The organism is Devosia sp. Leaf64, assembly GCF_001421945.1.
Taxonomy (GTDB): Bacteria; Pseudomonadota; Alphaproteobacteria; order Rhizobiales; family Devosiaceae; genus Devosia.
In genome coordinates this window covers 112,683-137,822 of sequence record NZ_LMLO01000018.1, presented here as the reverse complement: position 1 = coordinate 137,822, position 25,140 = coordinate 112,683, and the positions used below count along the sequence as shown (strand labels likewise).

General features: G+C 60.9%; 30 protein-coding genes, 2 tRNA genes and 1 pseudogene. 13 read left to right on the top strand and 20 right to left on the bottom strand.

The features are described 5' to 3' along the window. Positions 1 to 44 precede the first annotated feature (44 nt). Positions 45 to 545: a peptide deformylase gene (locus ASE94_RS09840; RefSeq protein ID WP_162236078.1), complete on the bottom strand. Its 501-nt coding sequence runs from the start codon at positions 543 to 545 to the stop codon at positions 45 to 47. 49 nt (positions 546 to 594) lie between these two features. Here ASE94_RS09840 and ASE94_RS09835 point away from each other — a divergent pair. Then, a tRNA-Arg gene (locus tag ASE94_RS09835) sits at positions 595 to 671 on the top strand. A 155-nt stretch (positions 672 to 826) separates the two neighbouring features. Continuing rightward, positions 827 to 997, top strand: a complete 171-nt coding sequence (locus ASE94_RS20645; protein ID WP_082461139.1) for a DUF2934 domain-containing protein — start codon at positions 827 to 829, stop codon at positions 995 to 997. Positions 998 to 1,056: 59 nt separating this feature from the next. Here ASE94_RS20645 and ASE94_RS09830 read toward each other — a convergent pair whose 3' ends face one another. Beyond that, a complete protein-coding gene (locus ASE94_RS09830; protein WP_061907322.1) occupies positions 1,057 to 1,302 on the bottom strand; it encodes a hypothetical protein in 246 nt (81 codons plus the stop codon). 141 nt (positions 1,303 to 1,443) lie between these two features. Between ASE94_RS09830 and ASE94_RS09825 the strand changes: the two genes are divergently transcribed. Beyond that, entirely contained in the window at positions 1,444 to 2,076 is a 633-nt protein-coding gene (locus ASE94_RS09825; RefSeq protein ID WP_062630454.1) for a 5'-methylthioadenosine/S-adenosylhomocysteine nucleosidase, read from the top strand. Here the strand turns inward: ASE94_RS09825 and ASE94_RS09820 are convergent. After that, complete coding sequence (locus tag ASE94_RS09820) at positions 2,066 to 2,395, bottom strand: hypothetical protein (protein ID WP_061907324.1); 330 nt, start codon at positions 2,393 to 2,395, stop codon at positions 2,066 to 2,068. The two genes, ASE94_RS09825 and ASE94_RS09820, sit on opposite strands and share 11 nt — an antisense overlap. 167 nt (positions 2,396 to 2,562) lie before the next feature. On the opposite strand from ASE94_RS09820, the gene ASE94_RS09815 reads away from it, so the two are divergent. Next, a complete protein-coding gene (locus tag ASE94_RS09815; protein WP_061907325.1) occupies positions 2,563 to 2,907 on the top strand; it encodes a hypothetical protein in 345 nt (114 codons plus the stop codon). 200 nt (positions 2,908 to 3,107) lie between these two features. After that, positions 3,108 to 3,464 (top strand): annotated as a pseudogene (locus ASE94_RS09810) (cell wall hydrolase); the annotation flags it as partial. 9 nt (positions 3,465 to 3,473) lie between these two features. Here the strand turns inward: ASE94_RS09810 and ASE94_RS09805 are convergent. From ASE94_RS09805 to ASE94_RS09790, 4 genes are all read right to left on the bottom strand, one after another. Further along, positions 3,474 to 4,019, bottom strand: coding sequence for a DUF2076 family protein (locus tag ASE94_RS09805; RefSeq protein ID WP_082461164.1), 546 nt, complete (start codon positions 4,017 to 4,019; stop codon positions 3,474 to 3,476). 76 nt (positions 4,020 to 4,095) lie between these two features. Continuing rightward, positions 4,096 to 4,389: an EscU/YscU/HrcU family type III secretion system export apparatus switch protein gene (locus ASE94_RS09800; RefSeq protein WP_061907328.1), complete on the bottom strand. Its 294-nt coding sequence runs from the start codon at positions 4,387 to 4,389 to the stop codon at positions 4,096 to 4,098. Beyond that, positions 4,386 to 5,894 (bottom strand): flagellar hook-length control protein FliK, encoded by a 1,509-nt coding sequence (locus tag ASE94_RS09795; protein ID WP_156352098.1) that lies wholly within the window; start codon positions 5,892 to 5,894, stop codon positions 4,386 to 4,388. Before ASE94_RS09795 ends, ASE94_RS09800 begins: the two co-directional genes overlap by 4 nt. A gap of 56 nt (positions 5,895 to 5,950) precedes the next feature. Further along, a complete protein-coding gene (locus tag ASE94_RS09790) occupies positions 5,951 to 6,694 on the bottom strand; it encodes a glycosyltransferase family 2 protein (protein ID WP_062630255.1) in 744 nt (247 codons plus the stop codon). Positions 6,695 to 6,913: 219 nt separating this feature from the next. On the opposite strand from ASE94_RS09790, the gene ASE94_RS09785 reads away from it, so the two are divergent. Then, complete coding sequence (locus ASE94_RS09785) at positions 6,914 to 7,690, top strand: ion channel (RefSeq protein WP_156352097.1); 777 nt, start codon at positions 6,914 to 6,916, stop codon at positions 7,688 to 7,690. Here ASE94_RS09785 and ASE94_RS09780 read toward each other — a convergent pair. From ASE94_RS09780 to ASE94_RS09765, 4 genes are read right to left on the bottom strand one after another with little or no spacing between them, the layout of a single operon-like run. Then, complete coding sequence (locus tag ASE94_RS09780) at positions 7,687 to 10,389, bottom strand: sensor histidine kinase (RefSeq protein ID WP_062630253.1); 2,703 nt, start codon at positions 10,387 to 10,389, stop codon at positions 7,687 to 7,689. The two genes, ASE94_RS09785 and ASE94_RS09780, sit on opposite strands and share 4 nt — an antisense overlap. Beyond that, positions 10,389 to 10,586 carry a hypothetical protein gene (locus ASE94_RS09775; protein ID WP_156352096.1) on the bottom strand — a complete coding sequence of 66 codons (198 nt, stop codon included), beginning with the start codon at positions 10,584 to 10,586 and terminating at the stop codon, positions 10,389 to 10,391. Before ASE94_RS09775 ends, ASE94_RS09780 begins: the two co-directional genes overlap by 1 nt. Positions 10,587 to 10,599: 13 nt before the next feature. Then, complete coding sequence (locus ASE94_RS09770) at positions 10,600 to 10,983, bottom strand: response regulator (protein ID WP_061907334.1); 384 nt, start codon at positions 10,981 to 10,983, stop codon at positions 10,600 to 10,602. Between the two features lie 54 nt (positions 10,984 to 11,037). Further along, entirely contained in the window at positions 11,038 to 12,660 is a 1,623-nt protein-coding gene (locus ASE94_RS09765; protein ID WP_062630251.1) for an XRE family transcriptional regulator, read from the bottom strand. 188 nt (positions 12,661 to 12,848) lie between these two features. Between ASE94_RS09765 and ASE94_RS09760 the strand changes: the two genes are divergently transcribed. The 5 genes from ASE94_RS09760 to ASE94_RS09740 all read left to right on the top strand — a co-directional run bounded on the left by ASE94_RS09760 (position 12,849) and on the right by ASE94_RS09740 (position 18,049). Further along, the gene (locus ASE94_RS09760; protein WP_062630250.1) at positions 12,849 to 14,207 is read left to right on the top strand and encodes a substrate-binding protein; all 1,359 of its coding nucleotides are present in this window, start codon (positions 12,849 to 12,851) and stop codon (positions 14,205 to 14,207) included. A 125-nt stretch (positions 14,208 to 14,332) separates the two neighbouring features. Further along, on the top strand, positions 14,333 to 15,364 hold the full coding sequence (locus ASE94_RS09755; protein WP_062630249.1) for a branched-chain amino acid ABC transporter permease: 1,032 nt from the start codon (positions 14,333 to 14,335) through the stop codon (positions 15,362 to 15,364). Between the two features lies 1 nt (position 15,365). Beyond that, positions 15,366 to 16,508: a branched-chain amino acid ABC transporter permease gene (locus ASE94_RS09750; protein ID WP_062630248.1), complete on the top strand. Its 1,143-nt coding sequence runs from the start codon at positions 15,366 to 15,368 to the stop codon at positions 16,506 to 16,508. A gap of 9 nt (positions 16,509 to 16,517) precedes the next feature. Beyond that, positions 16,518 to 17,282: an ABC transporter ATP-binding protein gene (locus ASE94_RS09745; protein ID WP_062630247.1), complete on the top strand. Its 765-nt coding sequence runs from the start codon at positions 16,518 to 16,520 to the stop codon at positions 17,280 to 17,282. Next, complete coding sequence (locus ASE94_RS09740) at positions 17,282 to 18,049, top strand: ABC transporter ATP-binding protein (RefSeq protein ID WP_156352095.1); 768 nt, start codon at positions 17,282 to 17,284, stop codon at positions 18,047 to 18,049. Before ASE94_RS09745 ends, ASE94_RS09740 begins: the two co-directional genes overlap by 1 nt. Before the next feature lie 143 nt (positions 18,050 to 18,192). Here the strand turns inward: ASE94_RS09740 and ASE94_RS09735 are convergent, their stop codons facing one another. From ASE94_RS09735 to ASE94_RS09710, 6 genes are all read right to left on the bottom strand, one after another. After that, positions 18,193 to 19,017 (bottom strand): 5-oxoprolinase subunit PxpA, encoded by an 825-nt coding sequence (locus ASE94_RS09735; RefSeq protein WP_062630246.1) that lies wholly within the window; start codon positions 19,015 to 19,017, stop codon positions 18,193 to 18,195. Next, positions 19,014 to 19,916, bottom strand: a complete 903-nt coding sequence (locus ASE94_RS09730) for a biotin-dependent carboxyltransferase family protein (protein ID WP_062630245.1) — start codon at positions 19,914 to 19,916, stop codon at positions 19,014 to 19,016. The genes ASE94_RS09735 and ASE94_RS09730 overlap by 4 nt, the downstream gene beginning before the upstream one ends. Further along, positions 19,916 to 20,584: a carboxyltransferase domain-containing protein gene (locus ASE94_RS09725; RefSeq protein WP_062630244.1), complete on the bottom strand. Its 669-nt coding sequence runs from the start codon at positions 20,582 to 20,584 to the stop codon at positions 19,916 to 19,918. The genes ASE94_RS09730 and ASE94_RS09725 overlap by 1 nt, the downstream gene beginning before the upstream one ends. Before the next feature lie 132 nt (positions 20,585 to 20,716). Continuing rightward, entirely contained in the window at positions 20,717 to 20,908 is a 192-nt protein-coding gene (locus tag ASE94_RS09720) for a hypothetical protein (protein WP_046143849.1), read from the bottom strand. A 204-nt stretch (positions 20,909 to 21,112) separates the two neighbouring features. Next, positions 21,113 to 21,349 carry a hypothetical protein gene (locus tag ASE94_RS09715; RefSeq protein ID WP_061907343.1) on the bottom strand — a complete coding sequence of 79 codons (237 nt, stop codon included), beginning with the start codon at positions 21,347 to 21,349 and terminating at the stop codon, positions 21,113 to 21,115. 74 nt (positions 21,350 to 21,423) lie between these two features. Beyond that, positions 21,424 to 21,942, bottom strand: coding sequence for a hypothetical protein (locus ASE94_RS09710; RefSeq protein WP_062630243.1), 519 nt, complete (start codon positions 21,940 to 21,942; stop codon positions 21,424 to 21,426). A gap of 363 nt (positions 21,943 to 22,305) precedes the next feature. Between ASE94_RS09710 and ASE94_RS09700 the strand changes: the two genes are divergently transcribed. Together ASE94_RS09700 and ASE94_RS09695 are read left to right on the top strand one after the other, a co-directional pair. Continuing rightward, entirely contained in the window at positions 22,306 to 22,491 is a 186-nt protein-coding gene (locus ASE94_RS09700; protein ID WP_062630241.1) for a DUF2158 domain-containing protein, read from the top strand. Next, positions 22,488 to 22,751: a hypothetical protein gene (locus ASE94_RS09695; RefSeq protein WP_062630240.1), complete on the top strand. Its 264-nt coding sequence runs from the start codon at positions 22,488 to 22,490 to the stop codon at positions 22,749 to 22,751. The genes ASE94_RS09700 and ASE94_RS09695 overlap by 4 nt, the downstream gene beginning before the upstream one ends. Positions 22,752 to 22,774: 23 nt before the next feature. On the opposite strand, the gene ASE94_RS09690 is transcribed toward ASE94_RS09695, so the two are convergent. The 3 genes from ASE94_RS09690 to ASE94_RS09680 form a co-directional block, all read right to left on the bottom strand. Continuing rightward, positions 22,775 to 22,864 (bottom strand) — tRNA-Ser (locus tag ASE94_RS09690). Between the two features lie 212 nt (positions 22,865 to 23,076). Then, positions 23,077 to 24,048: a quinone oxidoreductase gene (locus ASE94_RS09685; RefSeq protein ID WP_062630239.1), complete on the bottom strand. Its 972-nt coding sequence runs from the start codon at positions 24,046 to 24,048 to the stop codon at positions 23,077 to 23,079. Then, positions 24,045 to 24,932 (bottom strand): TerC family protein, encoded by an 888-nt coding sequence (locus ASE94_RS09680; RefSeq protein ID WP_348270964.1) that lies wholly within the window; start codon positions 24,930 to 24,932, stop codon positions 24,045 to 24,047. The genes ASE94_RS09685 and ASE94_RS09680 overlap by 4 nt, the downstream gene beginning before the upstream one ends. Positions 24,933 to 25,140: the final 208 nt, after the last annotated feature.

Here is a 25,140-nt window from a genome sequence, read left to right as displayed (position 1 = left end):
CCTTGTGTTCAGTGCGTCCCGTTTAACGGAGCCGTGCAAGGGGATCAACCCGCCCGGCGCCCGAGCTTGGCAAAACGCTTGAGAGCCGCATCGCGCTTGAGACGGGACACCCGGCTGAGGAAGAAGACGCCGTTGACCTGATCGATTTCGTGCTGGGCGACGCGGGCGGCAAAGCCCGAAAGCGAGAGGGTATGGCGAATGCCATTTTCGTCGTCGAAGGTGATTTCGACGGCGCGCGCCCGGAGCACGTCAACCTCGATGCCGGGGAGCGAGACCGAGCCTTCGGTGCCGATTTCCTGTTCTTGGGCGGATGAAACGACCGTGGGATTATAGAGGAGACGATAGTCCCGTTTGTCGGGTTCGCTGATGCTCACCAGTGCGATCGGGGCTACTTCGCCAATGTGGGCTGCGGCGAGGCCATAGGCCTTGGCCTCAGTTCCAGCAGCGAGCAGCCGCTGGCCGATGGCGCGGAGGGCGGCGTCGACGGGCTGGGGCGTTGCAGCCTCGCTAAGGCGGGGATCGGGATAGGTGATGAACGTGCTCATGGCTGCCATCTTGCATGTTGCCGGCCCGGCTGGTAGGTCGAAATCGGCTGGTCTCGTAGCTCAGCAGGATAGAGCACCGGATTCCTAATCCGGGGGTCATGGGTTCGAATCCCGTCGAGATCACCATTCGGATCCCTATAATCTTTGTTGGTCTAAACTGCCTTGAGCGGTTCCATGCGTCTTGCGCAGGGCCCCAATACTGCTCGCAAACCGAAGAATTAGCCTGACCTTAACCTTGCGGGCTCACGCTACCGATCAGTTACATTTCACCGGAGCTGAGAATGCACGAACAGATCGAGCGCAAGGCCTATGACCTCTGGAACGCGGATGGCCGCCCCGAGGGGCAGGATCAGGCCTATTGGTTCAAGGCTGTCGCCGCACTGGCTTCCGAAGCAGCCGCCACGATCAAGCCGCCCCGCAAGCGCGCGCCGCGGGTCAAGAAGGCCGCCTGATTCTTCAGGTGTTTTGAAATTTTAGCAGGCGCTGCGGATCTCGCGCCGCCTGTTCTATTTTACCAGATGCGGGGCCAATAGACGTCGTCGGCATAGTCCGACGGGATTGGCGAGAGACGGCCGATGGCCTGGGCGGCGAATTCGATCTGCAAAGCCAGGTGGCTGACATGGTCGGGCACTGGCGTGCCGGTGACGAATTCGCGCAGCCGCCACTCTTCGATCTTGAGGCATCGGAGGCGACGGCGCGCTTCGGCCTGAACATCTTCCACCACAAGGCCCTGAGGAGCGGCAGCGCGCTCCGGCATTGCCTCGGTCCATTCTCTTGAGCCCTGGATGACTGCGAACCGCACTTTCAATCTGCCTGGTTGGATCGCCTATCGGGCGGCGACCAATTCAATATGTCATCATTCCGTTACATAAGCGGTAACGCCTAGAGCTTGAGCGGCATGGCAGCCATGCTAGAAGGCGGCATGTCCATTCTCTATCTCATGGCCGCAAAGGCCGAATTCGGGCCACATCTGGCCGCACGCATCCAGCCGGAAATGATCGGGATTGGTCCTGTCGAGGCCGCGGTGGCGACGACCCGCGCCCTGGCGCGACGGGCCGAGAACCTGCCAAAGCTCGTTGTCAGTCTGGGCTCGGCAGGCTCAAACAGGCTTGAGCAGTGTGCCGTCTATCAGGCGATTTCTGTGTCCTATCGCGACATGGATGCTTCGGCGCTGGGATTTGCCAAAGGAATAACGCCGCTGACAGACCTGCCCGCAACGCTGCCTCTGGTCCCTGCCCTGCCGGGCCTTACAGCAGCGACGCTTTCAACCGGTGGCAATGTGGTTACGGGACCGGCCTATGACGCCATCGTCGAGGACATGGTCGATATGGAGACCTTTGCGGTCAAGCGCGCTTGCCAGTCTTTTGGGGTGCCGCTCCTAGCTCTTCGCGGCATTTCGGACGGGACAGAGACGATCAGCAAGATCGAGGACTGGACGCAGTATCTCCATATCATCGACGAGAAACTGGCCGAGGCTGTAGATTTGATCGAGGCCGCCTATGCCGACGGCCTCATCGATCTCACGCCTTAGGCATGGCCTTCTTGTCGCGGCGCTTGCGGCTCCAATTGGTGTAGTGGCGGCCGCCGCGCAGGATGGCGTGATTGACCGGGCCTTGCAGGAAGATGAGGTCGATCGCGAGGATCAGGAGGCCGAGCGGCAGCATCCAGATACCAAGCACCGGCAGGAAGCTGAAAATGCCGCCGAGGACCAGCAGAATGCCGAGCGGGATGCGGATCAAGCGCGCCTCCGGCCGGCGGATACGCTGTAGCAAACCGGCAGCCTTGGCCGGTATTTTCCGCTCCAGTCTATCGAACAGTCGGTTGAGACGTCGGGCGCTCTTGGTTTCCATCAATCTGTCGTTCCGTTCCTGCGCTAGATGACTTGCTTTATGTAGGCCTCGATCCCGAAACGGGTAGTGCCATTCTCGAAACAAACTCTAGAGATTAATCTTGGTTAAACGGTGGACGGAACTTCCGCGCGGCACGTGGCGTTCCCTCGCGAAAGATGGAGTAAGCCATGCTTCTTGAAGAACTGTTCCCGTCCCGCCGCCGCCGTCAGGATCCACTCGATCAGATTGCTGCACAACTGCATGACCTGCGTCGCCAGACGCGCCATCTCGGCCGTTCGCTGTCCGGCAATGCACGGTCTCTGTCGCATAATGCCAGTGAAGTCGCAGATGATGTCGGTGACGTGGTCGCCGAATGGGGCCGCGATGCTGCCAAGCAAGGCGCGTGGATTGCCGGTGTTGCAAGCCGCAAGGCCATGGAGAGTGCGAAGGCTGTGCAGCGCGACCCAGTGCCGGTGATCGCGGTTCTCGGCACCACGCTTTTGCTGACCACCTTGCTCTTCCGTCGGCGCTAAGAGTTTCTTTACCAAACCGGTCAAACCTTCCTTAGGGCTGTCGGAGCATTTTCGGGGAAAGCCGCAACTCGGCAACACTCCGGAGATGCACCGTGGCCCTTTTTGCTCGCCTCGCCATCAAATTGTCAGCCGTCGCGATTGTCGCCACCAGTCTCGGGGGCTGCAGCTTTCTCGGCATCAATTTCGGCATGGCGCAGATGAGCGAGAAGGAATGCATGATGCGCGCCATGTATTTCGAATCCAATCGCTCCAGCTCCGAAGGCATGCTTGCGGTGGGAACGGTGGTGATGAACCGGCTGAACGACCCGCGCTATCCTAAAAATGTCTGCGGCGTTGTCGGGCAAAAGAACCAGTTTGCGCAGGGTGTACTAACCAAGCCCATGACCGATAGCGGCGCTGTGCTCGCGGCGCAGGTCGCCGATCAGGTGCTGCATGGGGCGCGGCATCCCGGCGTGCAGAATGCGCAGCATTTCCACACGGCGGGCCTCCGTTTCCCATACAACAATATGTTTTACGTGCTCGAAGCGGGCGGCAACGAGTTCTACGAGAAGCGGACGAACTAGCCTCTAGAAGTCACCACCGACGTCGAAATCGTCGCCCATGTCACCGCCATCGTCATAGCCTTGGTCTTCAGGCGCATCCTCCGGTGGCGGTGCCTCCCCGGCCTGCGCATCGCCGGTGAAGAGACCGGTCAGCATGCTGCCAAGCAGCAGGCCACCCGTGACCCCGAGCGCGGTCTGGGCAGCGCCAGCCAAAAAGCCGCCATTGCCGCGGGAGCGGCGGAGATCATCTCGCGGATCGTCCGACCGGCCCCAGGGTCCACCTTGCGAGGTCTGCGCCTGCGCGGGGCGATCGCCACCAAAGATCCCGCCGGGAAAACCGCCCTGGCTTTGCTTTGATTCGAGCTGTTCGATTTTCTGTTGGGCCTCGCGCAGAGCTGCTTCCTGCACGATGATCGTCTGGGCCATGAAATAGGCAGCGGTCGGATTTTCCGCGAGCCGCTGGCGGATCAGCTGCTCGGCATCGGCGTCGCGCGCAGCGCTATTACGCTCCACATTACGCAGGCGTTCGAAGAGGTCTTCGATGGCGCGTTCGTCTTCCTGTCTCAGCATGATCAACTCCCTTTCAAAATTGACATGGGAAGCCGCACGATGAGGCGCAATGGCGCAGAGCGCGATCACGCCGAATTCAGGACGTCTTAGCGGGGGCCGGAGCCTTGGCATTTTGCTTGAGGACAAAGCCGATGACGGCGGCAACGGTCTCGTAGAGTTCGATGGGGATGCTGTCGTCGACCTCGACATGGCTGAGGGCTTCGGCGAGGAGCGGATTGGATTCGATGACGATGTCGTTTTCTTCCGCGAGTGCGACGATCTGCTCCGCGATCAGCCCTCTTCCCTTGGCGACGACGCGGGGCGCGTGGTCCGTGCCTTTTTCATATTGGAGGGCGACGGCGAGTTGGCGGGTTTTGGGGTCTTCGCTCATCCTCTGGCATCCACAGAATGGCCGAGACGGGGATCGGTCGGGTCTTCCGCGGGCGCACCGCTGCGCACGACGAGCGCCCCGGGGTATAGGCCCGCTGCTTCAAGCGTTGTGCGCAGTTCCTCGATGGTCTCGGAAAAGATCTTGGCGGTTTCGCGGTTTTCGGCCCACAGCAGGATGCCGGTCGTCTGGCCACGCAGGGAAATCTGCGCGCCGACCTCGCCGAGAGCGGGCAAGTTAATCGCGAACTGCACCTGCCAGCCGCGATCTTCGCTGCGCGTGTCGCTGCCGCTGCCTTCGTGGTGGATCTGAAGCTGCAAAACGGCCTGTTGCTGGCCGACCAGCACGGGCAAATCGAGGCTCCATTGCGTATCGCCGGCCTTCTGGCCGTCCGGCAGCGAAGCGTGCTGATGCAGCCGGACCCGAGCCAAAGCGCCTTCGGTGCGCTCGAGGAGCAGTTTGCCCAGCGCTTCGCCATCATCGGGAAGCTCATCGGGCAAAGCCTCGGGGAGACGCGCGCGGGGCAAGACATGCTTGAGGGGCGGCGGGATCTGCGTTGCCGGCGCGATCTGCGCCTGGTTGCCGAGCCACTGCCCCAGCCCGTGACGCATGGCCATAAGGCTCGATTTCGTATCGGTCGCGGCCGCGCCCGGCGCGCCCTGGCCCAATTGCGCCTCCTGGAAAATGCCCGAATTGCGGATCGCGGCCTTAAGGGTGGCGCCATCCAGCTTGCCGGCACTGTCCAACTGATTGCCGAGAATTTGCCGCGCAGCTTTCAGCACAGGCTCGGGCAAGGCGGTCTTGCCGGCGACCGCGACCAGAAGACTGGTGACCGCGCCGATGCTGCCTTGAATCGGGAGCGACTGCTGGACCATCTGGGCGAGGAGAGACGCCTGCGGGCCCGGTTGGGCGGCAGGCGCCGGGGTCTGTTGGGCCCCGGTCATCTGCGGCATGCCATAAGGCGCACCGCCCGGCCGTTGCTGAATGCCTGGCGCGACGGGCTGCGTAGCCATTGGCGAGCCGATGGCGGGTTGGGCCACTGGCTGCGGAGCAGCGGGTGTAGGCTGGGCAGTGATCGGCGCTGCGATGACAGGCGAAGAGCTGCCGCCGCTCGGCGTCAGGCTTGGCGGGCTATAGGTGATCGGGCCCTGAACGACTGGGCGCTGAGCGATTTCGACGCTGGTTGCGGGAGCCTGGGGCGCGGGCGTCGTGGGCGGTGGACGGCTCGACACCAGCGCGAGGCGCAACTGGCCTTCGGTCTGCTGGACGCTGAGCGTGAGGATGCTGCCGGGCGTCGCGCCCCCGGGCAGTGACAGGGCCATGGGCTGGCGGCCAATCTGGACGAGCGTTGCGCCGCCCTGCCCGGCGCCAAGCACGCGCCCCTCGATCACCTGCCCCGGTGCCAGCGCGAGCGCACGGAGGGCCGAGCCTGATTGGGCCGGTGATACGACGGGGAACTGCGAGGCAATCGACATCCGTAACGCATCCTGGCCGCCAAATGCGGCCAAGATCGATCCTATCGATGATTCTCTAAAATGTGGAAGACCGAGGTTTCCTCAGAGGGTCAATCCTTGCGGACGTCCTTGTATTCCATGGTCGCGGGCTTACCGCGGAAGGTGACCCAGAAGAAATTGAGCGTATAGGTCGCGGCGGTCTGGAATACGCCTTCTTTTTCGAGACGACGGCCTGTGGTCTTCATCTTGAAGCTCGTGAGCCACTTGACCCCGCCAACGCGAGAAAGACGCACGGCCACATCGGTGTCTTCGCCAAAAAACTCGATGGTCCGGTCATAGCCGCCGACCTTGACCCAGGCTTCGCGCTTGAAGACGAAATTGCCGCCCTGCACTACCGACCCAACCCGCAGCACAAAGCGATTGAGCAGGTAAATCACGTAGGTCAGGCCATAGAACATCTCGATCATGAGCCGGTTGTGCGGGGCCATGTCATAATAGACATAGGGGCCGCTAAGGCAGACGAGCTTTGCGTCCTTCTCGAACTCGCGCATGACCGTCGTCAGCCAGCCTTCGGGCACGATCGTATCGCTGTCGATATTGGCGATGAGGTCAAAGCCTTCGCTGGCGGCAAAGCCTGCGTCGCGCGCATTGACGAGGCCCTTTTTGGGTTCATCCACGACGCGGACGCCAGCAAAGCTGCGGGCGATTTCGCCGGTCCGGTCGGTCGAGGCATTGTTGACCACGATCACATCGGCAGGAACGCCGGAGCGCTTGATTTCGGCCAGAACCGATTCCAGGCACTTTCCGATCAGGGCCTCTTCGTTATAGGCCGGGATGACGAAAGCCAGCTTCATGGCACTCCTTCTGCCGGCCAAAACCCGCCAGCGCTGGGGTGGCGCTGCTCATAGCGCGACAAGCGGAGCGGGGCAACCTTCAGGTGCGTGAGGCAATGGCCCGAGTTTCCATGCCTTGGGGCATTTGCTAAGAAGCATTTCAATCAACCAAGGGCCGAGTGGTCCGTGAGGTGAATTCTGACTGCCTCCAAACCAGACGCGGCCCAAGACGACACGCAGATGGGCTGGTTGCCGCGGCTGCGCTCAAAACTCCGGATTTTGTATCACAGCCAGCAACCGGCCGCCTTGCGCTTCCAGGCGACGATCCTTGTCGTCGACCTCGCCATCATCGCGTTTTTCATCGCGAGTCCCTTGCTGAAGGGGCGCGAATATTTTCTCTGGATCGATTATTCGATCGCTGCGCTGGTGTTCATCGAATTGTGCGCGCGGGCCTTGGCGACCAACGATATTCCGCGCTGGATTCGTCAGCTTCCCGTCGTCATCGACATTTTTATCCTGATCACGCTGCTCGCGCCCACCTGGCTCTTCAATCTCGGTTTTCTCCGAATTCTGAGGCTTTGGACGCTGAGCAAATCGCCGTTGATCTGGCGGCCGCTGAGCAAGCGCGGGCTTGATGGGTATAAGGAAACCATCCAGGCGGTCATCAACCTCTTGGTGTTCATTTTCGTCGTGACAGGGTTCGTCTACACGGCTTTTGTCGGTGAAAAATCCGGCATTTCGGGCTATGTCGACGCGCTCTACTTCACCGTCACGGCCATGACGACGACGGGGTTTGGCGACCTCACCCTGCCCGGCACGTTTGGCAAACTTGTATCCATCGTCATCATGATCATGGGCATTTCGCTCTTCGTGCGGCTGGCGCAGCTCATTTTCCGGCCGGCCAAGGTGCATTTTCCCTGTCCACAATGTGGGCTGACCAAGCATGAGCCGGACGCGGTGCACTGCAAGGCGTGCGGACATCTTCTCAACATTCCCGACGAAGGGCATGGGCTCTAGCGGCGGATGACTGGCAGGCGCAGGCGGAAGCAGGCGCCGGGCAAGGTGCTGGGCGCGAGATCAAGCGTGCCGTTCATGCGCTTGACGATCTGGCGGCTGATGGCGAGGCCCAGGCCCGCCCCTGTCTGATCGGCAGCGCCGCGCCGGCCACGCGAGAATTTTTCGAAGATCAGCTTGCGCTCGCCCTTGGCGATGCCGGGGCCATTGTCGGCCACTTCGGCGACGAAATTTCCGGCGCGCAGGGCCGAGCTGATGCGGACGACGGGATCGGACGAGGTGTTGTATTTCACGGCATTTGAAATCAGGTTGATGAAGACCTGACAGAGCCGATCGGGATCACCCTCGATCATGGTGCGACCGGCGCGCGGGCCGTGGTCAAGACGAATGGTCCTTTTGCGCAACAGCGCGTCACAAACCGAAATGGCACGGTCGAGCACGGCGTCGGCATCGACGGCCTGGCTCGTCCAGTTCTTTTCACCCCGTTCGAGCGCCGAGAGATCGAGGATTTCGTCGAGAAGTTTGGTAAGCCGCAGGCTTTCCTGATGGATCGTCGAAACGAAGCGTTGGCGCTGGGTGTCGTCGAGCTGATCGCCATCGAGCAGGATTTCCGAGAAGGAGCGGATGGAGGTCATCGGGGTTCGGACCTCGTGGCTGACCTGGCTCAAGAATTCATCCTTCTGGCTATCGAGCTGGCGGAGCTGCTGATTGGCGTCTTCGAGCTTTTGTGCGGTCATGCGGAGTTCGGCCGAGGTGCGCTCCAACTCCTGGGAATATTCGATGGCCTGCTGCGTTTCGTCGGCCATCTGCATCATCTCTTCGAGCGACACATCTGCTCCAGCGACAACTTTTGAAAGCATGACATGGGCTGAGGCCGCGCCGATCGAACCGGCCAATTCGCGCTCGAGGCGGCCGACGAATTCGGGCGTCGGTTCGAGAAGGACCGGGTCGACGCCACGCTCACGCGCCGCGACTTCAAAGAGCGCGGCAGCGCGGCGCTCGCCGAGGACGCGTTCGGCGACGAAATAGAGATCGGTTGCGGTGGCAGAGCCCGGCGCAACGCCGCGCAAAGCGAGGCTCGGGCGCTTGAAGACATCGACAAAGGCTGCCGCCTGGATGCGTTCAAGGGCAGAAGGCGTTGTCAGCAGCGAGCCGAGGGTCAGCGTCAGCACATTGACCGAAAGACTCCAGAAGGCGGCGTGGGCGAGCGGGTCCCAACCGTCTAGGCCAAACATGGCCTCGGGCCGTAGCCAGGAAATGCCCGCGGGACCGTCGGCCAGAAGCTGGGAGACGGCAGGCGAAACGGATTCGAAAGACGGCAGGAAGCAGCACCAGGCCCAGGTGACGAAACCGGCCAAGATCGCGGCCGTAACGGCTTTCAGCGATGCCTCGCGCCAGAAGATGGCGGCGAGGAGCGCGGGGAAAAACTGGGCGATGGCGGTGAAGGAGATAAGGCCGATCGGCGCCAGCGCGTTGGAGTCGCGGGTGAAGAAGAAATAGAAAAATCCGAGCGAGAGGATCAGCATGATCGAGAAGCGCCGGGCCACAAGCAGCGTGCGGCTCATGCCTTGGCCTTCCCCGAATTGTGGGCGGCTGAAGCGCAGCACCAGCGGCATGATGATGTGGTTCGAGACCATGATCGAGAGCGCGATGGATTCGAGAATGATCATCGAGGTGGCCGAGGAAAAGCCGCCGATGAAGGCAAAGAGCGCAAGACCGTTCTGGCCCGCAGCCAATGGCAGGGTCAGCGCGAACATGTCGGGATTGGCATCGGCCGGCATCACCGTCAGCCCATAGATGGCGATGGGCAGGATGAAGATGCTCATGAGGAACATGTAGGCAGGGAAGGCCCAGCCGGCGACGCGAAGATGGTTTTCGTTCGAGTTCTCGACGACCGTCACCTGGAACTGGCGCGGCAGGCAGACTATGGCGGCGATGGAGAGGACGAGCGTGGTCATCCAGCGGCTGTCGAAGCTTGCCGAGGTGTCGACCACGACGCCTCGCGCTGCCGCCTGGCTAAAAATGCCTTCGAAGCCGCCGCCGATATAGAGGACGAAAATGCCGACGGCGACGAGCGCCGCGAGTTTTACGACGGCCTCGAAAGCGATGGCGGCGACGACGCCATGGTGCTGCTCCTTTGCATCGACATGGCGCGTACCGAAAAGAATGGTGAAGAGCGCCATGCCGGCGGCGACGCCTAACGCGAGGCCGACATCGTCGATGCCGCGGAGGCTACCCTGGCCGAACTCGGAGGAGCCGGCGACCGCCTGGATCGACGAGGTGACGGCCTTCAACTGCAGCGCGATATAGGGCGCGATGCCGATGACGGCGATGCAGGTGACCAGCACGCCGAGCCGGCTCGACTTGCCGAAACGGGACGACAGGAGGTCAGCTACCGACGTAATGCGGTAGAGATGGCCGATCCGGACGAGGCGGCGGAGGAGGAAATACCAACCGACGAAGACTATGGTTGGTCCAAGGTAAATCGTGAGGAACTCCAATCCACTACGAGCAGCATTTCCCACGGCACCGTAAAAAGTCCAACTGGTGCAGTAGACCGAGATCGAGAGCGTATAGACCGCGGGCGAATGGAGCCAGGAGCGCTGATTGATGCGGGCGCGGCGGTCGCCGATATAGGCGAGAACGAAGAGCAGACAGACATAGCCGATCGCGGTCGCAATGACGAAATCGGCCGACAGCATTACCCCTCGCCCTCCTCTTGCCGCGGCTCAGCTGGGATGCGGTTGGTCAGCCAGGCGGTGCCTGCGATGAGCGCCAGCCAGACGCCGAAAAGGTAGAAAACGATCTGCGGTACGCCAAAGACGGCAATGTCGTGATTGAAGACATGCACCAGCGGCGGCACGAGCAACAACAGCCCGCCTGCCGTCAGCAGGAACATGCCGCCGACGATCCTATGCCGGTCGGGCATCTTCACCCAGAAGGCTGCGCACCGCGCCCACCACCTCGGCATTGGAATAGGGTTTTGTCACGAATCCATTGGCGCCGAGTTCTTCGGCTGTGCGTCGATCCTGCTGCTGGCCCTTGGCGGTGAGGATCAGGACGGGCAAGTTTGCTGTGTCCGCATCGGCGCGTAGATGCTTCAGAATGTCGAAACCGCTGCGCTTGGGCAGCATCACATCGAGCACCAGCATGCGCGGTCGCAGCCGCCGCACGACATCGAGCACGGCGTCGCCATCGGTGACCGAACTGATGCTCCATCCGGCACGACGCAGGATGAAATCCAGCGATTCAAGAATCGACGGTTCATCCTCAGCAATCAGGATATCGATAGCCAAATCTCCCCCCTCGCCTGCGGTCTCCCCTCCGCAAGCTGCGTCACTAAAGCGCAATCAGCCGGAATCGCCAAGGCCGAATTCTTGCGGGATCAGCGGCTGGCGCGTTGCCGAGCGCTGTTCGCCCGGCGTCAGCATCTCCTCCTGCCGCGCCGGACAGCTCTTTCGCGTGCAGAGCCGGCAGGTCGGACCGACCGGCAAATCGGCCGACTGGTAGGCGAGATCGAGGCCGCGCGCATAGACCGTGCGATCGGCGTGGAGCACATCGCAGGCGAGCATAATAGAGATATGGGTCGCTGGTTCCTGGAATGCGCCCGCGCGGCGCTGCAGAGAGCGGGCGAGGAAGAGATAGCGCGAGCGATCGGTGAACTGAACCACCTGGCGCTGGAGGGTCTCGGGGTGACGAAAGGCGCTATAGATCGGCCAGAGCGGACAGGCATGGCCAGAGTTCGGCAGCAATAGGCCCGGCAGAGGAAAATGCTTGGTGAGGCGCCCGGCAGGGTCGGACCGAAGGAACCCGAAAGGAACGCCCTCCTGGCCCGGCTTGCGCAGGGAAACCAGCCGATGCGCCACCTGTTCGAAGCTGCCGTTAAATGTCTGCCGGAGTTGGTCGATGTCGTAGGCCAACGTTTCGGCCGCTTCGTGAAACGCCCCATAGGGAAAAGCGATGGCCCCAGCGAGATAGGAGCCCAGCGCCCGCGCTGCCAGGCGTCGCGTCGTCGGACGGGTCAGCATGGCCGCATCGAGCGTTTCGCGCAGCACGTCGGCGGCGCTCAGTTCGCCGAGCAGTCGAGCAAGTTGGAACTGGCGCGTTGCGAGCGTGGTCGAGCCCTGAAACCACATGACCCGAGCGCTGGAATCGAAGCGATACTGACCCGGAAATTCGGCAACACCGCTATCGCCGCCGATCCGGGTCGTGACGCCAAAGCGGCGTTCCAGCGTTTCGACGAGTAGCGCGGGACCGAATATACCTTCGCTTTCCAACTCCCACCGCAGGTCCGCCGCAACAGCTTCAAGGGTCGGAAAATAGTTCTCCTGCTCGATGATGAGATCGTCGATCTCGCGCAAAGCCGAAGCCTTGCCCATCACCTTGCTGCTGCTTTCGAACTGGCCGATGAGGCTCCGCGCCACATCGCTGAGCGCCCGCGCCTCGCGCCCAATAGCGTCGACGAAGCGTTTGCGCTCGGCATCGTCGAGATCGGGCACATCTTCGAGAATTTCGGCGCTCGAGCGAACGGCGGTAATGCCGGACAGGATCTGGTGCAGAAGCTGGCTGAGCAGTGGGTCAGACCGCAGGCGGTCGGCATAGATATCGGCATTGGCGACGGCGCCAGTATAGGCGCGATGTAGCCGCGCAATCGCTGCAGCGCTCGCCGGATATTGCGCGACGAGATGGCGGCGTTCCTCGGGCTGGAAGCGCAGCGACTCGACCACCGGATCCGCATAGGCCTCTTCCAGGTCCTGCAGCAGCTTCTGTTCGTCGTCGCCCGTGAGATCGGCAATCTCGATGCGCAATTGCTGAGCGATCCGCTGCAGCAAGATGCCGCCGACATCGCGTTTGTTGTTTTCGATCAGGTTGAGATAGCTCGGCGAAATGCCGGCGAGACGCGCCAGAGCCGCCTGGGAAATGCCCAGCGATTTCCTGCGGTTGGATATCCGGAAACCAATCGGCGCCCGCATCGCTGTTCCCTCCCCGAAACTGCGATTTGCAAACGAATTGACTGAAAGACAGTCAATCCAGAACAAGTATTTACAGAATAATCGAACGATTACAATGGGATATTGCGGGCGTTTTCAAATGGGGCAAATATCGGGCAGCGCTGAGGCTCCGGCAATGTACCGGTGGCCCGCGCATCAGGAGGAGATCAATGACTATTTTGAAGCGTGGCTTGTCCCGTCGCCGTGTCTTGCAGACCGGCATGGCCGGCATCATCGGCTCCGGCGTTGCCCCTGTCGTTTTCTCCAAGGGCGCCTGGGCCCAGGAGTTCTGCAACAATCCCACCGGCGACACAGTGGTCTTCGGGCTCAACCTGCCGCTGACCGGCACCTATGCCGAAGAAGGCGCGGATGAGCAGAAAGCCTATGAACTGGCGATCGCCCATCTCAACGGCGAAGGCGATGGCGGCCTCTTGAACGTGCTGCAGCCCTCCGCCCTCAAGGGGAACGGCATCCTCGGCAAGAAGGTCACCTATGTGTCTTCGGACAGCCAGACCAAGTCCGACGTGGCCCGCGCCGGCGCGACCCGCATGATCGAGCGCGATGGCGCCATCATGATTACGGGCGGCTCGTCATCAGGCGAAGCCATCGCCGTGCAGGGCCTTTGCCAGGAAATGGGCGTCATCTTCATGGCGGGCCTCACCCATTCCAACGACACGACCGGCAAGGACAAGCGCCGCTACGGCTTCCGCCACTTCTTCAACGCCTATCAGTCCGGCATCGGCCTCGCGCCCGTCCTCGGGGATTCCTATGGCAAGGATCGCCGCGCCTATCACCTGACGGCCGACTATACCTGGGGCTGGACGCAGGAAGAATCGATCAAAAACGCCACCGAAGCGCTGGGCTGGGAAACCGTCGCGGCTGTCCGTACGCCACTCGGCGCCACCGACTATTCGCAATATCTGACGCCGATCCTCAATTCCGGCGCAGACGTGCTGATCCTCAATCACTATGGCCTCGACATGGTGAATTCGCTCACCCAGGCCGTGCAGTTCGGCATGCGCGACCGCCAGGCCAATGGCAAGGATTTCCAGATCGTCACGCCGCTGATTTCCGAGCTGATGGCCAAGGGCGCCGGCGAAAGCGTCAAAGGCATTTTCGGCACCTCGAACTGGCACTGGAACCTGCAGGACCCTGGCTCGATCGCCTTCACCAAGAGTTTTGGCGCCAAATATGGCTCCCCACCATCCCAGGCCGCGCACACGGCCTATGTGCAGGCGCTGCTCTACGCAGATGCCGTCGAACGCGCCGGGACCTTCTATCCGCGCGAAGTCATCAAGGCGCTCGAAGGGTTTGAATTCGACGGCATGGGCAATGGACCGACGCTCTATCGCGCCGACGATCACCAATGCATCAAATCGGTGCTCGTCGTTCAGGGCAATGAAAGCCCGACGAGTGAGTTCGACGTGCTCAACGTGTTCCAGGAAATCGATCGGGATACGGTGACGTATGATCCCACCATTTTCGGTGGCGAGCTCGGCGAAGCTGAACCGGTACCGATGTGCGCGTAAAACAGTAGTCAAACTCTCAANNNNAAAAATCCATGGGATGCCGCCGCGCCCATGGACCGCCCGGACAAGCCGGGCGGTGACGACTTCGTGAGATTCAGTGCCTATCGGTCGACCCGGAGCATCCGATGTTCGAAGTCATCTTTCTGCAATTTCTCAATGGGCTCGATAAAGGCGCGGCTTATGCGCTGATCGCCCTTGGCCTGACGTTGGTGTTCGGCACGCTGGGCGTCGTCAATTTCGCCCATGGTGCGGTGTTCATGCTCGGCGCCTTCTGCGCTGTCACCGTGCGCATGTTCCTCACCATGGAAACCGTGACGGTCGATCCCGAAAAGCTCTCGCCTTGGGGCTCGCCGCTCGAAGTACGTGAGCCGCTGGTGCAGGCCTGGTTCGGCGATTTCGGTGCGGTGCTGGTGAATTACTCCGTGCCGCTCTCGATCATCATCACCATCCCGATCATGCTGGTCGTCGGCATTGCGCTCGAGCGCGGCATCATCAAGCACTTTTACAAGCGCAGCCATGCCGAACAGATCCTCGTCACTTTTGGCCTCGCCATCGTCGCGCAGGAAGTCATCAAGTCCGTTTACGGGCCAAATCCCATTCCGCAGCCCATGCCGACGGATCTGCGCGGGGCTGCCGATATCGGCGCCTTCCTCGGCATGCAGGCTAATATCATCACCTACCCGATCTGGCGGCTGATCTATTTCGTCTTCGCCGCGATCGTCATCGGCGGGGTCTTTGCTTTCCTGCAATTCACCACCTTCGGCATGGTGGTCCGTGCCGGCATGGCGGATCGCGAAACGGTCGGGCTTCTCGGCATCAATATCGACCGCCGCTTCACCATCATGTTCGGGCTAGCCGCCGTCGTAGCCGGCATCGCAGGCGTCATGTACACGCCCCTCCTCCCGCCCAATTACCACCTCGGCATGGACTTTCTCGTCCTCTCCTTTGTGGTCGTCGTCGTGGGCGGCATGGGCTCCCTGCCCGGCGCCGTTGCCGCCGGGTTCCTGCTCGGCATTCTCCAGTCCTTCGCCTCGATGAACCAGGTGAAAGCCGTGTTTCCCGGCATCGATCAGATCATCATCTACCTGGTGGCGGTCATTATTCTTCTCGTTCGCCCCCGCGGCCTCTTTGGTCGGCGCGGCGTAATGGAGGCCTGACATGCCAAAATTCATGTCCCGCAACGACCTTCTGCTTTTCGCCGGTTTTTCCCTCGTCGTCCTCACCATGCCGATCTGGCTGGCGCCTTTTGGCGCCGGCTATCCCGATCTGCTGCAGCGCTTCATGATTTTTGGGATATTTGCCGTCGGCTTCAATATCCTTTTTGGGCTCACCGGCTATCTCAGCTTCGGCCACGCAGCCTTCTTCGGTGTTGGGTCCTATGCCGCCGTATGGTCGTTCAAGCTTTTGACGCTCGATGCCATCCCGGCCATGATTTTCGCGGTCGTGATCTCCGGCCTCTTCGCCCTCGTCATCGGCTTTCTGTGCCTTCGGCGCTCGGGCATCTACTTCTCCATCCTCACGCTGGCTTTCGCGCAGATGAGCTATAATCTTGCCTATTCGGTGCTGACGCCGATCACCAATGGCGAGACCGGGCTGCAGCTGACGCTCAGCGATCCGCGCGTGATCGATGCGGCAGTTGGCCAGGGCTTTGTCGGCCAGCCGGTGCCGAATATTCTCGGCCAGCAACTCTCGGGCTATGCCGGGTTCTATTTCTGCGCCGGCTTCCTGATCCTCGCCTTCTTCATCGCCCAGCGCATTGCCGGCTCGCCATTCGGCATGATGCTCAAAGCCATCAAATCCAACCAGACGCGCATGCAGTTTACCGGCTTCAACACCCGCCCCTATGCGCTATCGGCCTTCGTGATCTCTGGCATGTATGCCGGTCTCGCCGGAGCGCTTCTCGCCGTCACCGATCCGCTGGCCGGCGCCGAGCGCATGCAGTGGACGGCGTCGGGCGAAGTGGTGCTCATGACCATACTTGGCGGTGTGGGCACGCTGGTCGGGCCGGTCATTGGCGCCTGGATCATCAAATATTTTGAAAACATCCTCTCGGCGCTCAATGACAATATCCTCGCCCGCTTCTGGAGCTTCCTGCCCGATGGCGTGGCCGATGTTCTCGTCAAGGTGACGAGCAAGTTCGTCGGCGATGGCTGGCACCTGACGCTGGGCCTCGCCTTCGTCATCGTCGTGATCTTCCTGCCCGGCGGCATCATGGAGGGCGTGCGGCGCGTCGCCGGCCTCTTCCGCCGCTCTGGCTCATCGGGCGCCAAGACGGCCCCGCAAACCCAACCGGCAGAGTAGGATCGCACCATGGCCAATCCCAATGTCGTTCTTCATGTTGCCGACGTCCACAAGCGCTTCGGCGGCCTCCACGCCCTCTCCGACATCGATCTGCAGATCGAGGAAGGCAAGACCCACGCGATCATCGGTCCTAACGGGGCCGGCAAATCGACACTGCTCAATGTCATCATCGGCAAACTCGCGCCATCGAGCGGCCAGGTGGTGTTCGACGGCAATGTGCTAACCGGCAAAACGCCCTATCAGATCAACCAGCTCGGCATTGCCCGCGTGTTCCAGACGCCGGAGATTTTCGCGGACCTTTCGGTGCTCCACAACGTGATGATCCCAGCCCTCGCGAAGCGCGATGGCATGTTTACGCTCAACATGATGCGCTCGCTCGAGAGCGAGACCGGCATTCGTGCCGAGGCCGAACACATGCTTGAAGATGTCGGCATGCTCAACCGCCGCGACATGCTGGCGGGCAGCCTCAGCCGTGGCGACAAGCGGCGGATGGAACTGGCCATGTGCCTGATCCAGCATCCGCGCCTGCTGCTGCTCGACGAACCCACGGCCGGCATGAGCCGGCATGACACCAATACGACGATCGAACTCTTGAAGAAGATCAAGGCCCGCGGCATGACCAAGGTCATTATCGAGCACGACATGCATGTCGTCTTCTCGCTCGCCGACAAAATCTCCGTCCTCGCGCAGGGGCGTATCATTGCCGATGGCACGCCCGATCAGGTGCGTGGCAATCCCAAAGTGCAGGAAGCCTATCTCGGGGGAGCCCACTGATGAGCGCCATTGCCATGACCGCAGACACCACCGTCAGCCAGGCCAGCGAGATCGAAGCCACCCGCCCGTTCTTTTTGGTGCGCGACATGCACGCCTATTACGGCGAGAGCTATATCGTGCAGGGCGTATCGCTCGATGTGCGGCGGGGAGAAATTCTCGCTTTGCTCGGCCGCAATGGCGCGGGCAAGACGTCCACTCTGCGCACCATTGCCCGGACCGATAACCCGCAGATGCGGCAAGGCGAAATCTGGCTCGATGGCGCGCCGGTCCACCAGATGAAAAGTTTTGAGGCGGCGCGGGCGGGTATCCAGCTCGTGCCCGAGGATCGCCGGATCATTCAGGGCCTGACGGTCGAGGAAAACCTGACGCTCGCCAAGGTCGCGCCGGGCAACGGCTGGAGCCTCGAGCAAATCTACCAGAGTTTTCCGCGCCTCGCCGAGCGGCGCACGCAGGAAGGTGTCACCCTCTCAGGCGGGGAGCAGCAGATGCTGGCGATTGCGCGCGCTCTAGCGCGGGACCTGAAGCTGTTGCTGCTCGATGAGCCCTATGAAGGCTTGGCCCCGGTCATCGTGCAGGAAATAGAACGCATCCTCCACTCGATCAAGCCGCTGGGGATCACGACGATCATCGTCGAGCAAAATGCGGTCGCGGCGCTGAAGCTGGCGGATCGGGCCGTCATTCTCGACACAGGCGAAGTGGTTTTTGCCGGCACGGCCAAGGAGGTGCTCGATAACGCCGAACTGCGGCATGAGTATCTGGCGATTTAGCGTTTTCACGACACAACCCCACACTCGATTGTCACCCAGCGAAGGCCGGGGCCCATCCCGAGATCTCAAGATGGATCCCGGCTCAAGGCCGGGATGACAGGCGGTGGTGTGTGAAAGAAACACGGGCCCAAAAGCCCAAAAAATTACCCTGGGTCTTTTGGTCCCAAAGGCATGATGCCGATTTCACCCTCTCCCTCCCGAGAGGCCCAGGGTAACTCCATTTCGAGCGGTGCTGGTGCGATCTTTATGCCTTCGCCTTCGAGCGCATCGCGCACTTCGCGGGCCAGGTCGACGGCGCCCGGCGTGTCGCCATGAAGGCAGATCGAGCGCGCGCCGGAATTCAGCACCGTCCCGTCAATGGCGACGATTTCCTCGGCCTTCGCCAACCGCAGACAGCGCTCGATGACCGCATCGATGTCGTGGATGACCGCGCCCTCCTGGCTGCGCGGGACGAGCAGACCATCAGCCGTATAGGCGCGATCCGCATAGGCTTCGCGGATCAGCGGCACACCGACCGCCTTGGCGGCGCGGACCTGTTCGGAATTGTCGAGGGCCAGCACGGCAAGCTTTGGGTCCATGGCCTGGATGCCGGCGAAAATCGCGACAGCCATGGTCAGCTCTTCGGCGGTCTGGTTGGCGAGCGCGCCATGCAGCTTCACATAGGAAAGCGGCATGTCCACCTCGGCCGCAATGTGGCGAACGAGAAAGATCTGGTTGCGCACCTGGCCGATCAATTGATCGAGTGGCATGACGAGGCGGAAGCGGCCAAAGCGCGGCTTGTCGGGATAGCCCGGATGGGCGCCGGCCTGGATGCCCCTCGCTTTGCAGAGTTTCAGCACGTGCCGGATGGTTGCCGCATCGCCGGCATGCCCGCCACACGCGATCGAGGCGCTCGAGACGAGTTCGAGCAGGTCCTCGTCGGTGCCCATGCCTTCGCCGAGATCGGCGTTGAGATCCACGGTGATCACTGCGTTCCGCTCCGCAACAGCGCCTGCGCATGGTCAAGTCCAATCGATTGGAACATGACTGTTGCATTGGGCCTGAGCTGGAAGAAACGGTCAAGATCGGCCGAAATTATGGTGCCGATGCGCGGATAGCCGCCGGTCGGCTGATGATCGCGTCCGAGCACAATCGGCGTGCCATCGCCGAGGATCTGGATATCGCCGCAGATGACCGGATCGGAAACCAGCGAAAGGATTTGGCTATCGGCGAAGACGCTGGCCTCGTCTTTGAGGCGCACGCCCATGCGGTCCATCATCGAGGCAATGCGGAACGCTTCGGTTACGAATTTCTGTCGCAAGTCCAAAGAGAAGACTTCGGCATGCAGCCCCCAGATGAAACGGATCGGAGCATGCTCTCGAAGTAGCGGCGCCACAGTTTGCGGCTCGGCGCCGGAGCCAAAAATCTGCAGCCGATCTCCCGATTTCAGCGCGCGTCCATCTAGCCCGCCAAGCTTCGCTCTCAAGCTGGTCGACCGGCTCCCCATGATTTCAGATACGTCGATCTCGCCGCCGAAGCGGAGATAGCCATAATTGCCTGCCTTTGCCGGACCAATACGCAGCCTGTCTCCGGGGCGCAGTTCGGCCTGACCGGGCCATGAAAGCGGCGTGTCGTTGAGAAAAATATCGAAGTGGCCACCGTCCCAACCGGTGCTGAGAATGCTGTCGTCCACGCGGATATCAAGGCCCAGCATCGAAAACTCGATCCCCGCCTGGCCTCCGCTCCCCGCCAGCAATCCCGCACGATGAAACGCTGCAAGATCCATCGGGCCGGAGGCACTGATGCCGTCTGCCAGATGGCCAAACCGGCCAGCATCCTGGATACTTGTGAGCGGCCCTGCCCGCTCGATGGTGATGGTGGCGACCATCACACGGCCTCGAAGATCAGCCGATCGCCAGCTTTGAGCTGTGTCGGTGGGACCGCCTTGGGGTCAAAATTGCTGAAGGCGGTGTGGCCGATCACGTGCCAGCCGGTTGGAACATCGGTTGCGGCAATCGCCGTCTGGCCGGCGGCGAAGAGAACGCTTCCAGCCTTCACCAGTGGCCGCACAGAATTGCGACGCGGCAGTATCAGCGTGTCTGGATGAAAACCGCAATAGACGAAGCCCGGCGCGAAGCCTGTCGCCAGGACGCGAAGCGGGTTTGCGTTGTGGTAGGCGATAAAAGCCTCCGCTGACATTTTGAGTAGGCCTGCGACTTCATCAAGATCGGCGCCATGCTCGCCGCCAAAGCGGATTGGGAGCCGCCACTCGCGACCATCAGCGCTAAATTGGGTGCGGCCGAGAAGCAGCCGAACCGTGCCGGCGATGTCCTGATAGCGCGAGATGATTGGGTTGTATCGGATGAGAACCGACACAAGACTTGGGACGATTTCGACGACGCCGTCGATGGGATGGGCTTGCGCAGCTTGCGCGAAGGCTATCGCCCGGCTGTTGGCAGCTTCATCGAGATGGCTGCCGAAGCGGACGAGAAGCGCGCTGTCGCCAAGGGGCTGAAGCATGGGCCGTTCGGGCGAGATATGAGCTTGATCGGTCAAATCTGCCTTCCGTCCGTTGTCGCCTTGGCGAAGTGTTTGAAAACACTTCGCCAAGGCGGGAAGCAGGTTCGGCGCTTGGCCGAATGATGGTGTCAGATCGTCAATCCGGCACGTCGTTTGAAAATTAAATCTCTAATTGGGATCGCGACCCTCCTGTTCGACGACCGCATCAAAAAGCTCGCGGACATTGGCGGCGCCAATGGTTTCGATTGCTACGGCAGCGATGGCCGCGAACAATTCTGCGATTTCTTGGGGATCGGTGATTTCGGCGTCGTCTTCGTCGGCGTCTGCGTTGATCAGGGTAAACACGGTGCGCGCCTCCATTAGAGCGTCTTCGGGGAACGTGAAAACCACCTTCCCGGTTCGAAAACGCGATCCAAGCAACCAAAGGCCGTTCAGCGTTTCAGAGAACAATGAACGTCTCTCGAGTGCTTACCCGACCAATGTGTGCCGATTCCTGTTACGGAATAAATAACGGAATGTCCCAGTGCGGGGCATTGAGGCGGTTGCCAGAAAGGTCAGTCCCGCTTACTCTTCCCCCGCCTCAAGCTTTTCGATGTAGGTCTCTATATCGTCGAGACTCGCCGAGAACGGCTTGGGTATGTCCCCGTAAACAATGGCAAATGTCTTGTCGTCGCGCAGCGCGTGACCGCCCGGCTGGCCGAGCACTTTCATCTTCTCGCTGGTCAGAATTGTCAGGCCATGACGCCCGGCGATACGTTTCATGCGCCGCATGCGCGAAGCGTCGAATTCCTTGCGGCTCATGGCGATCTGTCCTCACTGCGGGATGTGAAGCCGCCTCTTAGCCCGATCAAGCCCGGCCGCTCAAGGGGTTTTGGCTATTCGGCCAGCCCCCGAGCCCAATCGTGCCAGTAGCGTGCCGTCTCGCTGGTCTGATTGATCACCCGATCCGGCGCCGGCGCGGCGGGCCATATTACGATTCTATAGGTGTCGATCGGGTGCGGCCCGTCGTTGGTGTCGGCTTTCGCAGCTTCGTCCATGGCGCGAGCGGAATAGCGAACGCGATAAGGACCAGCCATAACAGCCAGCGGGATGGGCTCATCGCTCGCCCATTCCAGCAGCGCCACTTCGCGGCCGGAGGCCTGCAGCGAAATTTCCACGATTTCGTCCCAGCTATTGTCGACGCTCGGCTCGGCCCCTTCGAGCAAAACGGTGACGCCGACTATGCCGGTGTGGAGGCCCGTTGTTGCATAGAGAAGACCGGGCACGCGGGCGCCCATCAGACCATTGCTCTGACCCTTGAAGCAGCGCGCCATATCGCCGTCGAACCGTGTTCCAGCCTCAAGATAAAACTGGCCATATTGAACATTGAGCAGGCCGGAGAAGAGCGTGGTCAAAGTCGTGAACTCACTATCTAGCCTGAGAGGTGGTCGAGGCGCAGAAGTCGCTTCAACGCAATTGCCTTACCAGATCCCGACTTGAAATATTTTTCAAGCTCGCGCGCATGCCCCTCCGTCTCTACCGCGACATAGGGTTTCAGGTTGCAGGGCAAATGCGATTTGGTCGAACCGGCGCGTGTGGTCAGCAGATTATGCTGTCGGCGTTGCATGCCCCGGTGCAGGCTACTCTAGCCGGAAGGAAAGATCGGGCGCCGCCTCTGTAACTGACTATAACACTTTAGGAATAAATTATTTGCCGAGCAATATCTTGAATCCCCTCACAATATTCTCCATATATTTTCAAAATGAATGAGGTATATTATGGCAGGGAAGAAATTTAAGGCGGGTGATCTCGTTCAACTGAAGGCCGGCGGCCCAAAGATGGTCGTGGAGAAGTTCACGCCTCACAACGAGTCATATCGCTGTTCGTGGTTTGCCGGGGCAAAACACAACTCCGAAAATTTCACCGAAGAATCCATTGAAATCTATTCGGACGACCAGAAATGACTCCAGCACAAGCTGCTCAATGGATGGTGGAGCAGCTCGCCGCGAAGCGTTATCTGGATCAGGAAACGGTCGCTTGGCAGCTTCACAAGATGGACCAGTCTCTGACCTATAGTAATGCCAACGGCAATCTAGCTATCGCAAAGCCAATCTTGGCAGCATTCAACAAACTAACTTCTGACGGCGATGTGGTTTGGTCACGCTCGGAGCGTCAATGGCGCTACAGAACGAAATGGGACAAACCCGGCCGGCAACAGGATTAAGCAAAGCAAGTTCAACAGGGTATTGGCGGATGGGGTGGGATTCGAACCCACGGTACGGTTCCCCGCACGCTAGTTTTCAAGACTAGAGCCTTAAACCGCTCGGCCACCCATCCGTTTCGCCTTTCGGCTAATAGTGCGCTATACCAGAAACGCCTCGGATACAAAGGCATTGTGTAAGCGATTATGTTTATTCCGTCTTTTAGGCTTCACCACTAAACCGCGGTAAGTTTTCAAGACCGGAGCAATCAACCGCTCTGCCACCTACCCGTTGGCTGCCCGTGTAGCCGCGCCGCGCCGCCCTGTCCAGAGGGCGCGACGCGGGAAATCATGGGATGAGGACAACCGAGCCGGTCGTCTGCCGCCCTTCGAGCGCCTCATGCGCTTGTCGGGTATCGGCCAGCGGAAAGCGGGCGGAGATATCGACCTTGATGCCGCCCGAAAGGATGGCCCCGAATAAGGCTTCAGAGCCGGCCAGCAAGACTGTCCGATCGCCGAGATAGGACCCGCTTGTCGGTCTTGTGACGTAAAGCGAGCCTTTGCGCGCGAGAACGCCCAAATCGGGCACCGACACGACCCCCGAGGCGTTACCAAAGCTCACCATGAGCCCGCGCGGCCGCAAGCAATCGAGCGAAGCATCGAAGGTCGATTTGCCAACGCCGTCATAAACGACATCGACGCCCCTGCCCGCAGTAATCTCCTTGACCCGCGCCGCAAAGTCCTCGGTCCGATAGTCGATGACGTGATCACAACCATTGGCCCGCGCCAGCGCCACTTTTTCGGCACCGCCTGCCGTGCCGATTACCGTTGCGCCCAGGGCTTTGGCCCATTGTGTCGCGATCTGGCCCGTTCCGCCCGCAGCTGCGTGCCAGAGGATGGTCTGCCCGGCTTCAACCTTCCAGGTCATGAACAGCAGATAATAAGCCGTCAGCCCCTTGAGCATGACAGCCGCCGCCGTCTCGTCGCTGATGCCGTCCGGGATCGGCACCAACCGGTCTGCCGCAATCAAACGCTCCTTGGCATAGGCACCGATCTGGCCTTGATAACAGACGCGGTCGCCGACCTTGACTGATGTCACGTCCGGTCCGACGGCTGTAACCACCCCTGCCCCTTCATTTCCACCCACAAAGGGCAGCGCCACGGGATAGAGCCCGGAGCGCTGGTAGGTGTCGATGAAGTTGAGGCCGATGGCGGTCTGCTGGATCAAAGCCTGGCCGGGTCCTGGTTGGGAAACCGGCCAGTCTTCGAGCGCCATGACGTCTGGTCCGCCGGTCTGGCGGATGACGATTGCCTGGGTCATCGCGGCGTCTTCGGCTTGCGTGGCGCCGATTTGGGACGCGATTGGGCCTGCCGCACATTGGGGGATTGCGGGCGCTTCGTGACGGCCGCGACACCGGCCTCGGCCGAAACCGAACCGGTATCACCGGTAAATGGCGTTACGCGGTGCGTTCCGCCTGCGGAACGCGCTTTGCGGCTCTTGGCGAAGATATTGACCGCTTCGACCAGCACGGAGAAGGCCATGGCCGAATAGATGTAGCCCTTGGGAATGTGGAAGCCCAAACCATCTGCCACGAGCGTCACGCCGATGAGCAGGAGAAAGGCCAGAGCCAGCATCTTGGTGGTCGGGTGATCGGCGACAAACTTGGCGATCGGGCCGGAAGCGACGAACATGACGCCCACGGCGACGAGCACCGCCGCAACCATGACGGCAACCTGATCGGCAGGCACCATGCCGACGGCGGTGATGATCGAATCGATCGAGAACACCATATCGATGACGACGATCTGCACGAGGATTGCCTGGAGGCTCGCGGTCGCTGCTTCCTTCAACCCGACTTCATGCGGCTCTTCGATCGCGGCGTGCATTTCGTGCGTCGCCTTGTAGATCAGAAAACCGCCACCGGCGATGAGGATAATGTCCTTCCAGGAGAAGGCATGCTCGAACGCAGTAAAGACCGGATCCTGTAGCTGTACGATCCAGCTTATCAGGAACAGCAGCACAATGCGGAAGACCAGCGCGAGGCCAATGCCGAGCTTGCGGGCAAATTCGGCCTGCTCGCGCGGTAGGCGCGAGACGAGGACGGAGATGAAGACGATATTGTCGATCCCCAGCACGATCTCCATGACCGTCAGGGTGAGAAAGGCGACCCAAACATTGGGATCGTAGAGAAGCTCAAGCATCATGGGCTCCGAAATGAGGAATCGCTGCGGCGCGCAGGTCGATCTGACTATGTGAGGATGTGAGGGGCGGCGCGAGACAAAGGCAAGAGCCTCGTGTCTTCCATTCGTCGGCGACAATGATTACGGCGTCGATTTTCGTGATCCCCTGCGGCAAGCCGCACCATCGCCCGGCTCAAGACGGGCTGGCATGCCCGCAATGGCAAGTGATAGA

Coding starts and splice junctions, on each gene's coding strand:
- ASE94_RS09840 (WP_162236078.1), bottom strand. CDS start 545: ATGAGCACGTTCATCACCTATCCCGATCCCCGCCTTAGCGAGGCTGCA.
- ASE94_RS20645 (WP_082461139.1), top strand. CDS start 827: ATGCACGAACAGATCGAGCGCAAGGCCTATGACCTCTGGAACGCGGAT.
- ASE94_RS09830 (WP_061907322.1), bottom strand. CDS start 1,302: ATGCCGGAGCGCGCTGCCGCTCCTCAGGGCCTTGTGGTGGAAGATGTT.
- ASE94_RS09825 (WP_062630454.1), top strand. CDS start 1,444: ATGGCAGCCATGCTAGAAGGCGGCATGTCCATTCTCTATCTCATGGCC.
- ASE94_RS09820 (WP_061907324.1), bottom strand. CDS start 2,395: ATGGAAACCAAGAGCGCCCGACGTCTCAACCGACTGTTCGATAGACTG.
- ASE94_RS09815 (WP_061907325.1), top strand. CDS start 2,563: ATGCTTCTTGAAGAACTGTTCCCGTCCCGCCGCCGCCGTCAGGATCCA.
- ASE94_RS09805 (WP_082461164.1), bottom strand. CDS start 4,019: ATGCTGAGACAGGAAGACGAACGCGCCATCGAAGACCTCTTCGAACGC.
- ASE94_RS09800 (WP_061907328.1), bottom strand. CDS start 4,389: ATGAGCGAAGACCCCAAAACCCGCCAACTCGCCGTCGCCCTCCAATAT.
- ASE94_RS09790 (WP_062630255.1), bottom strand. CDS start 6,694: ATGAAGCTGGCTTTCGTCATCCCGGCCTATAACGAAGAGGCCCTGATC.
- ASE94_RS09785 (WP_156352097.1), top strand. CDS start 6,914: ATGGGCTGGTTGCCGCGGCTGCGCTCAAAACTCCGGATTTTGTATCAC.
- ASE94_RS09780 (WP_062630253.1), bottom strand. CDS start 10,389: ATGCTGTCGGCCGATTTCGTCATTGCGACCGCGATCGGCTATGTCTGT.
- ASE94_RS09775 (WP_156352096.1), bottom strand. CDS start 10,586: ATGTTCCTGCTGACGGCAGGCGGGCTGTTGTTGCTCGTGCCGCCGCTG.
- ASE94_RS09765 (WP_062630251.1), bottom strand. CDS start 12,660: ATGCGGGCGCCGATTGGTTTCCGGATATCCAACCGCAGGAAATCGCTG.
- ASE94_RS09760 (WP_062630250.1), top strand. CDS start 12,849: ATGACTATTTTGAAGCGTGGCTTGTCCCGTCGCCGTGTCTTGCAGACC.
- ASE94_RS09755 (WP_062630249.1), top strand. CDS start 14,333: ATGTTCGAAGTCATCTTTCTGCAATTTCTCAATGGGCTCGATAAAGGC.
- ASE94_RS09750 (WP_062630248.1), top strand. CDS start 15,366: ATGCCAAAATTCATGTCCCGCAACGACCTTCTGCTTTTCGCCGGTTTT.
- ASE94_RS09745 (WP_062630247.1), top strand. CDS start 16,518: ATGGCCAATCCCAATGTCGTTCTTCATGTTGCCGACGTCCACAAGCGC.
- ASE94_RS09740 (WP_156352095.1), top strand. CDS start 17,282: ATGAGCGCCATTGCCATGACCGCAGACACCACCGTCAGCCAGGCCAGC.
- ASE94_RS09730 (WP_062630245.1), bottom strand. CDS start 19,916: ATGGTCGCCACCATCACCATCGAGCGGGCAGGGCCGCTCACAAGTATC.
- ASE94_RS09720 (WP_046143849.1), bottom strand. CDS start 20,908: ATGGAGGCGCGCACCGTGTTTACCCTGATCAACGCAGACGCCGACGAA.
- ASE94_RS09715 (WP_061907343.1), bottom strand. CDS start 21,349: ATGAGCCGCAAGGAATTCGACGCTTCGCGCATGCGGCGCATGAAACGT.
- ASE94_RS09700 (WP_062630241.1), top strand. CDS start 22,306: ATGGCAGGGAAGAAATTTAAGGCGGGTGATCTCGTTCAACTGAAGGCC.
- ASE94_RS09695 (WP_062630240.1), top strand. CDS start 22,488: ATGACTCCAGCACAAGCTGCTCAATGGATGGTGGAGCAGCTCGCCGCG.
- ASE94_RS09685 (WP_062630239.1), bottom strand. CDS start 24,048: ATGACCCAGGCAATCGTCATCCGCCAGACCGGCGGACCAGACGTCATG.
- ASE94_RS09680 (WP_348270964.1), bottom strand. CDS start 24,932: ATGATGCTTGAGCTTCTCTACGATCCCAATGTTTGGGTCGCCTTTCTC.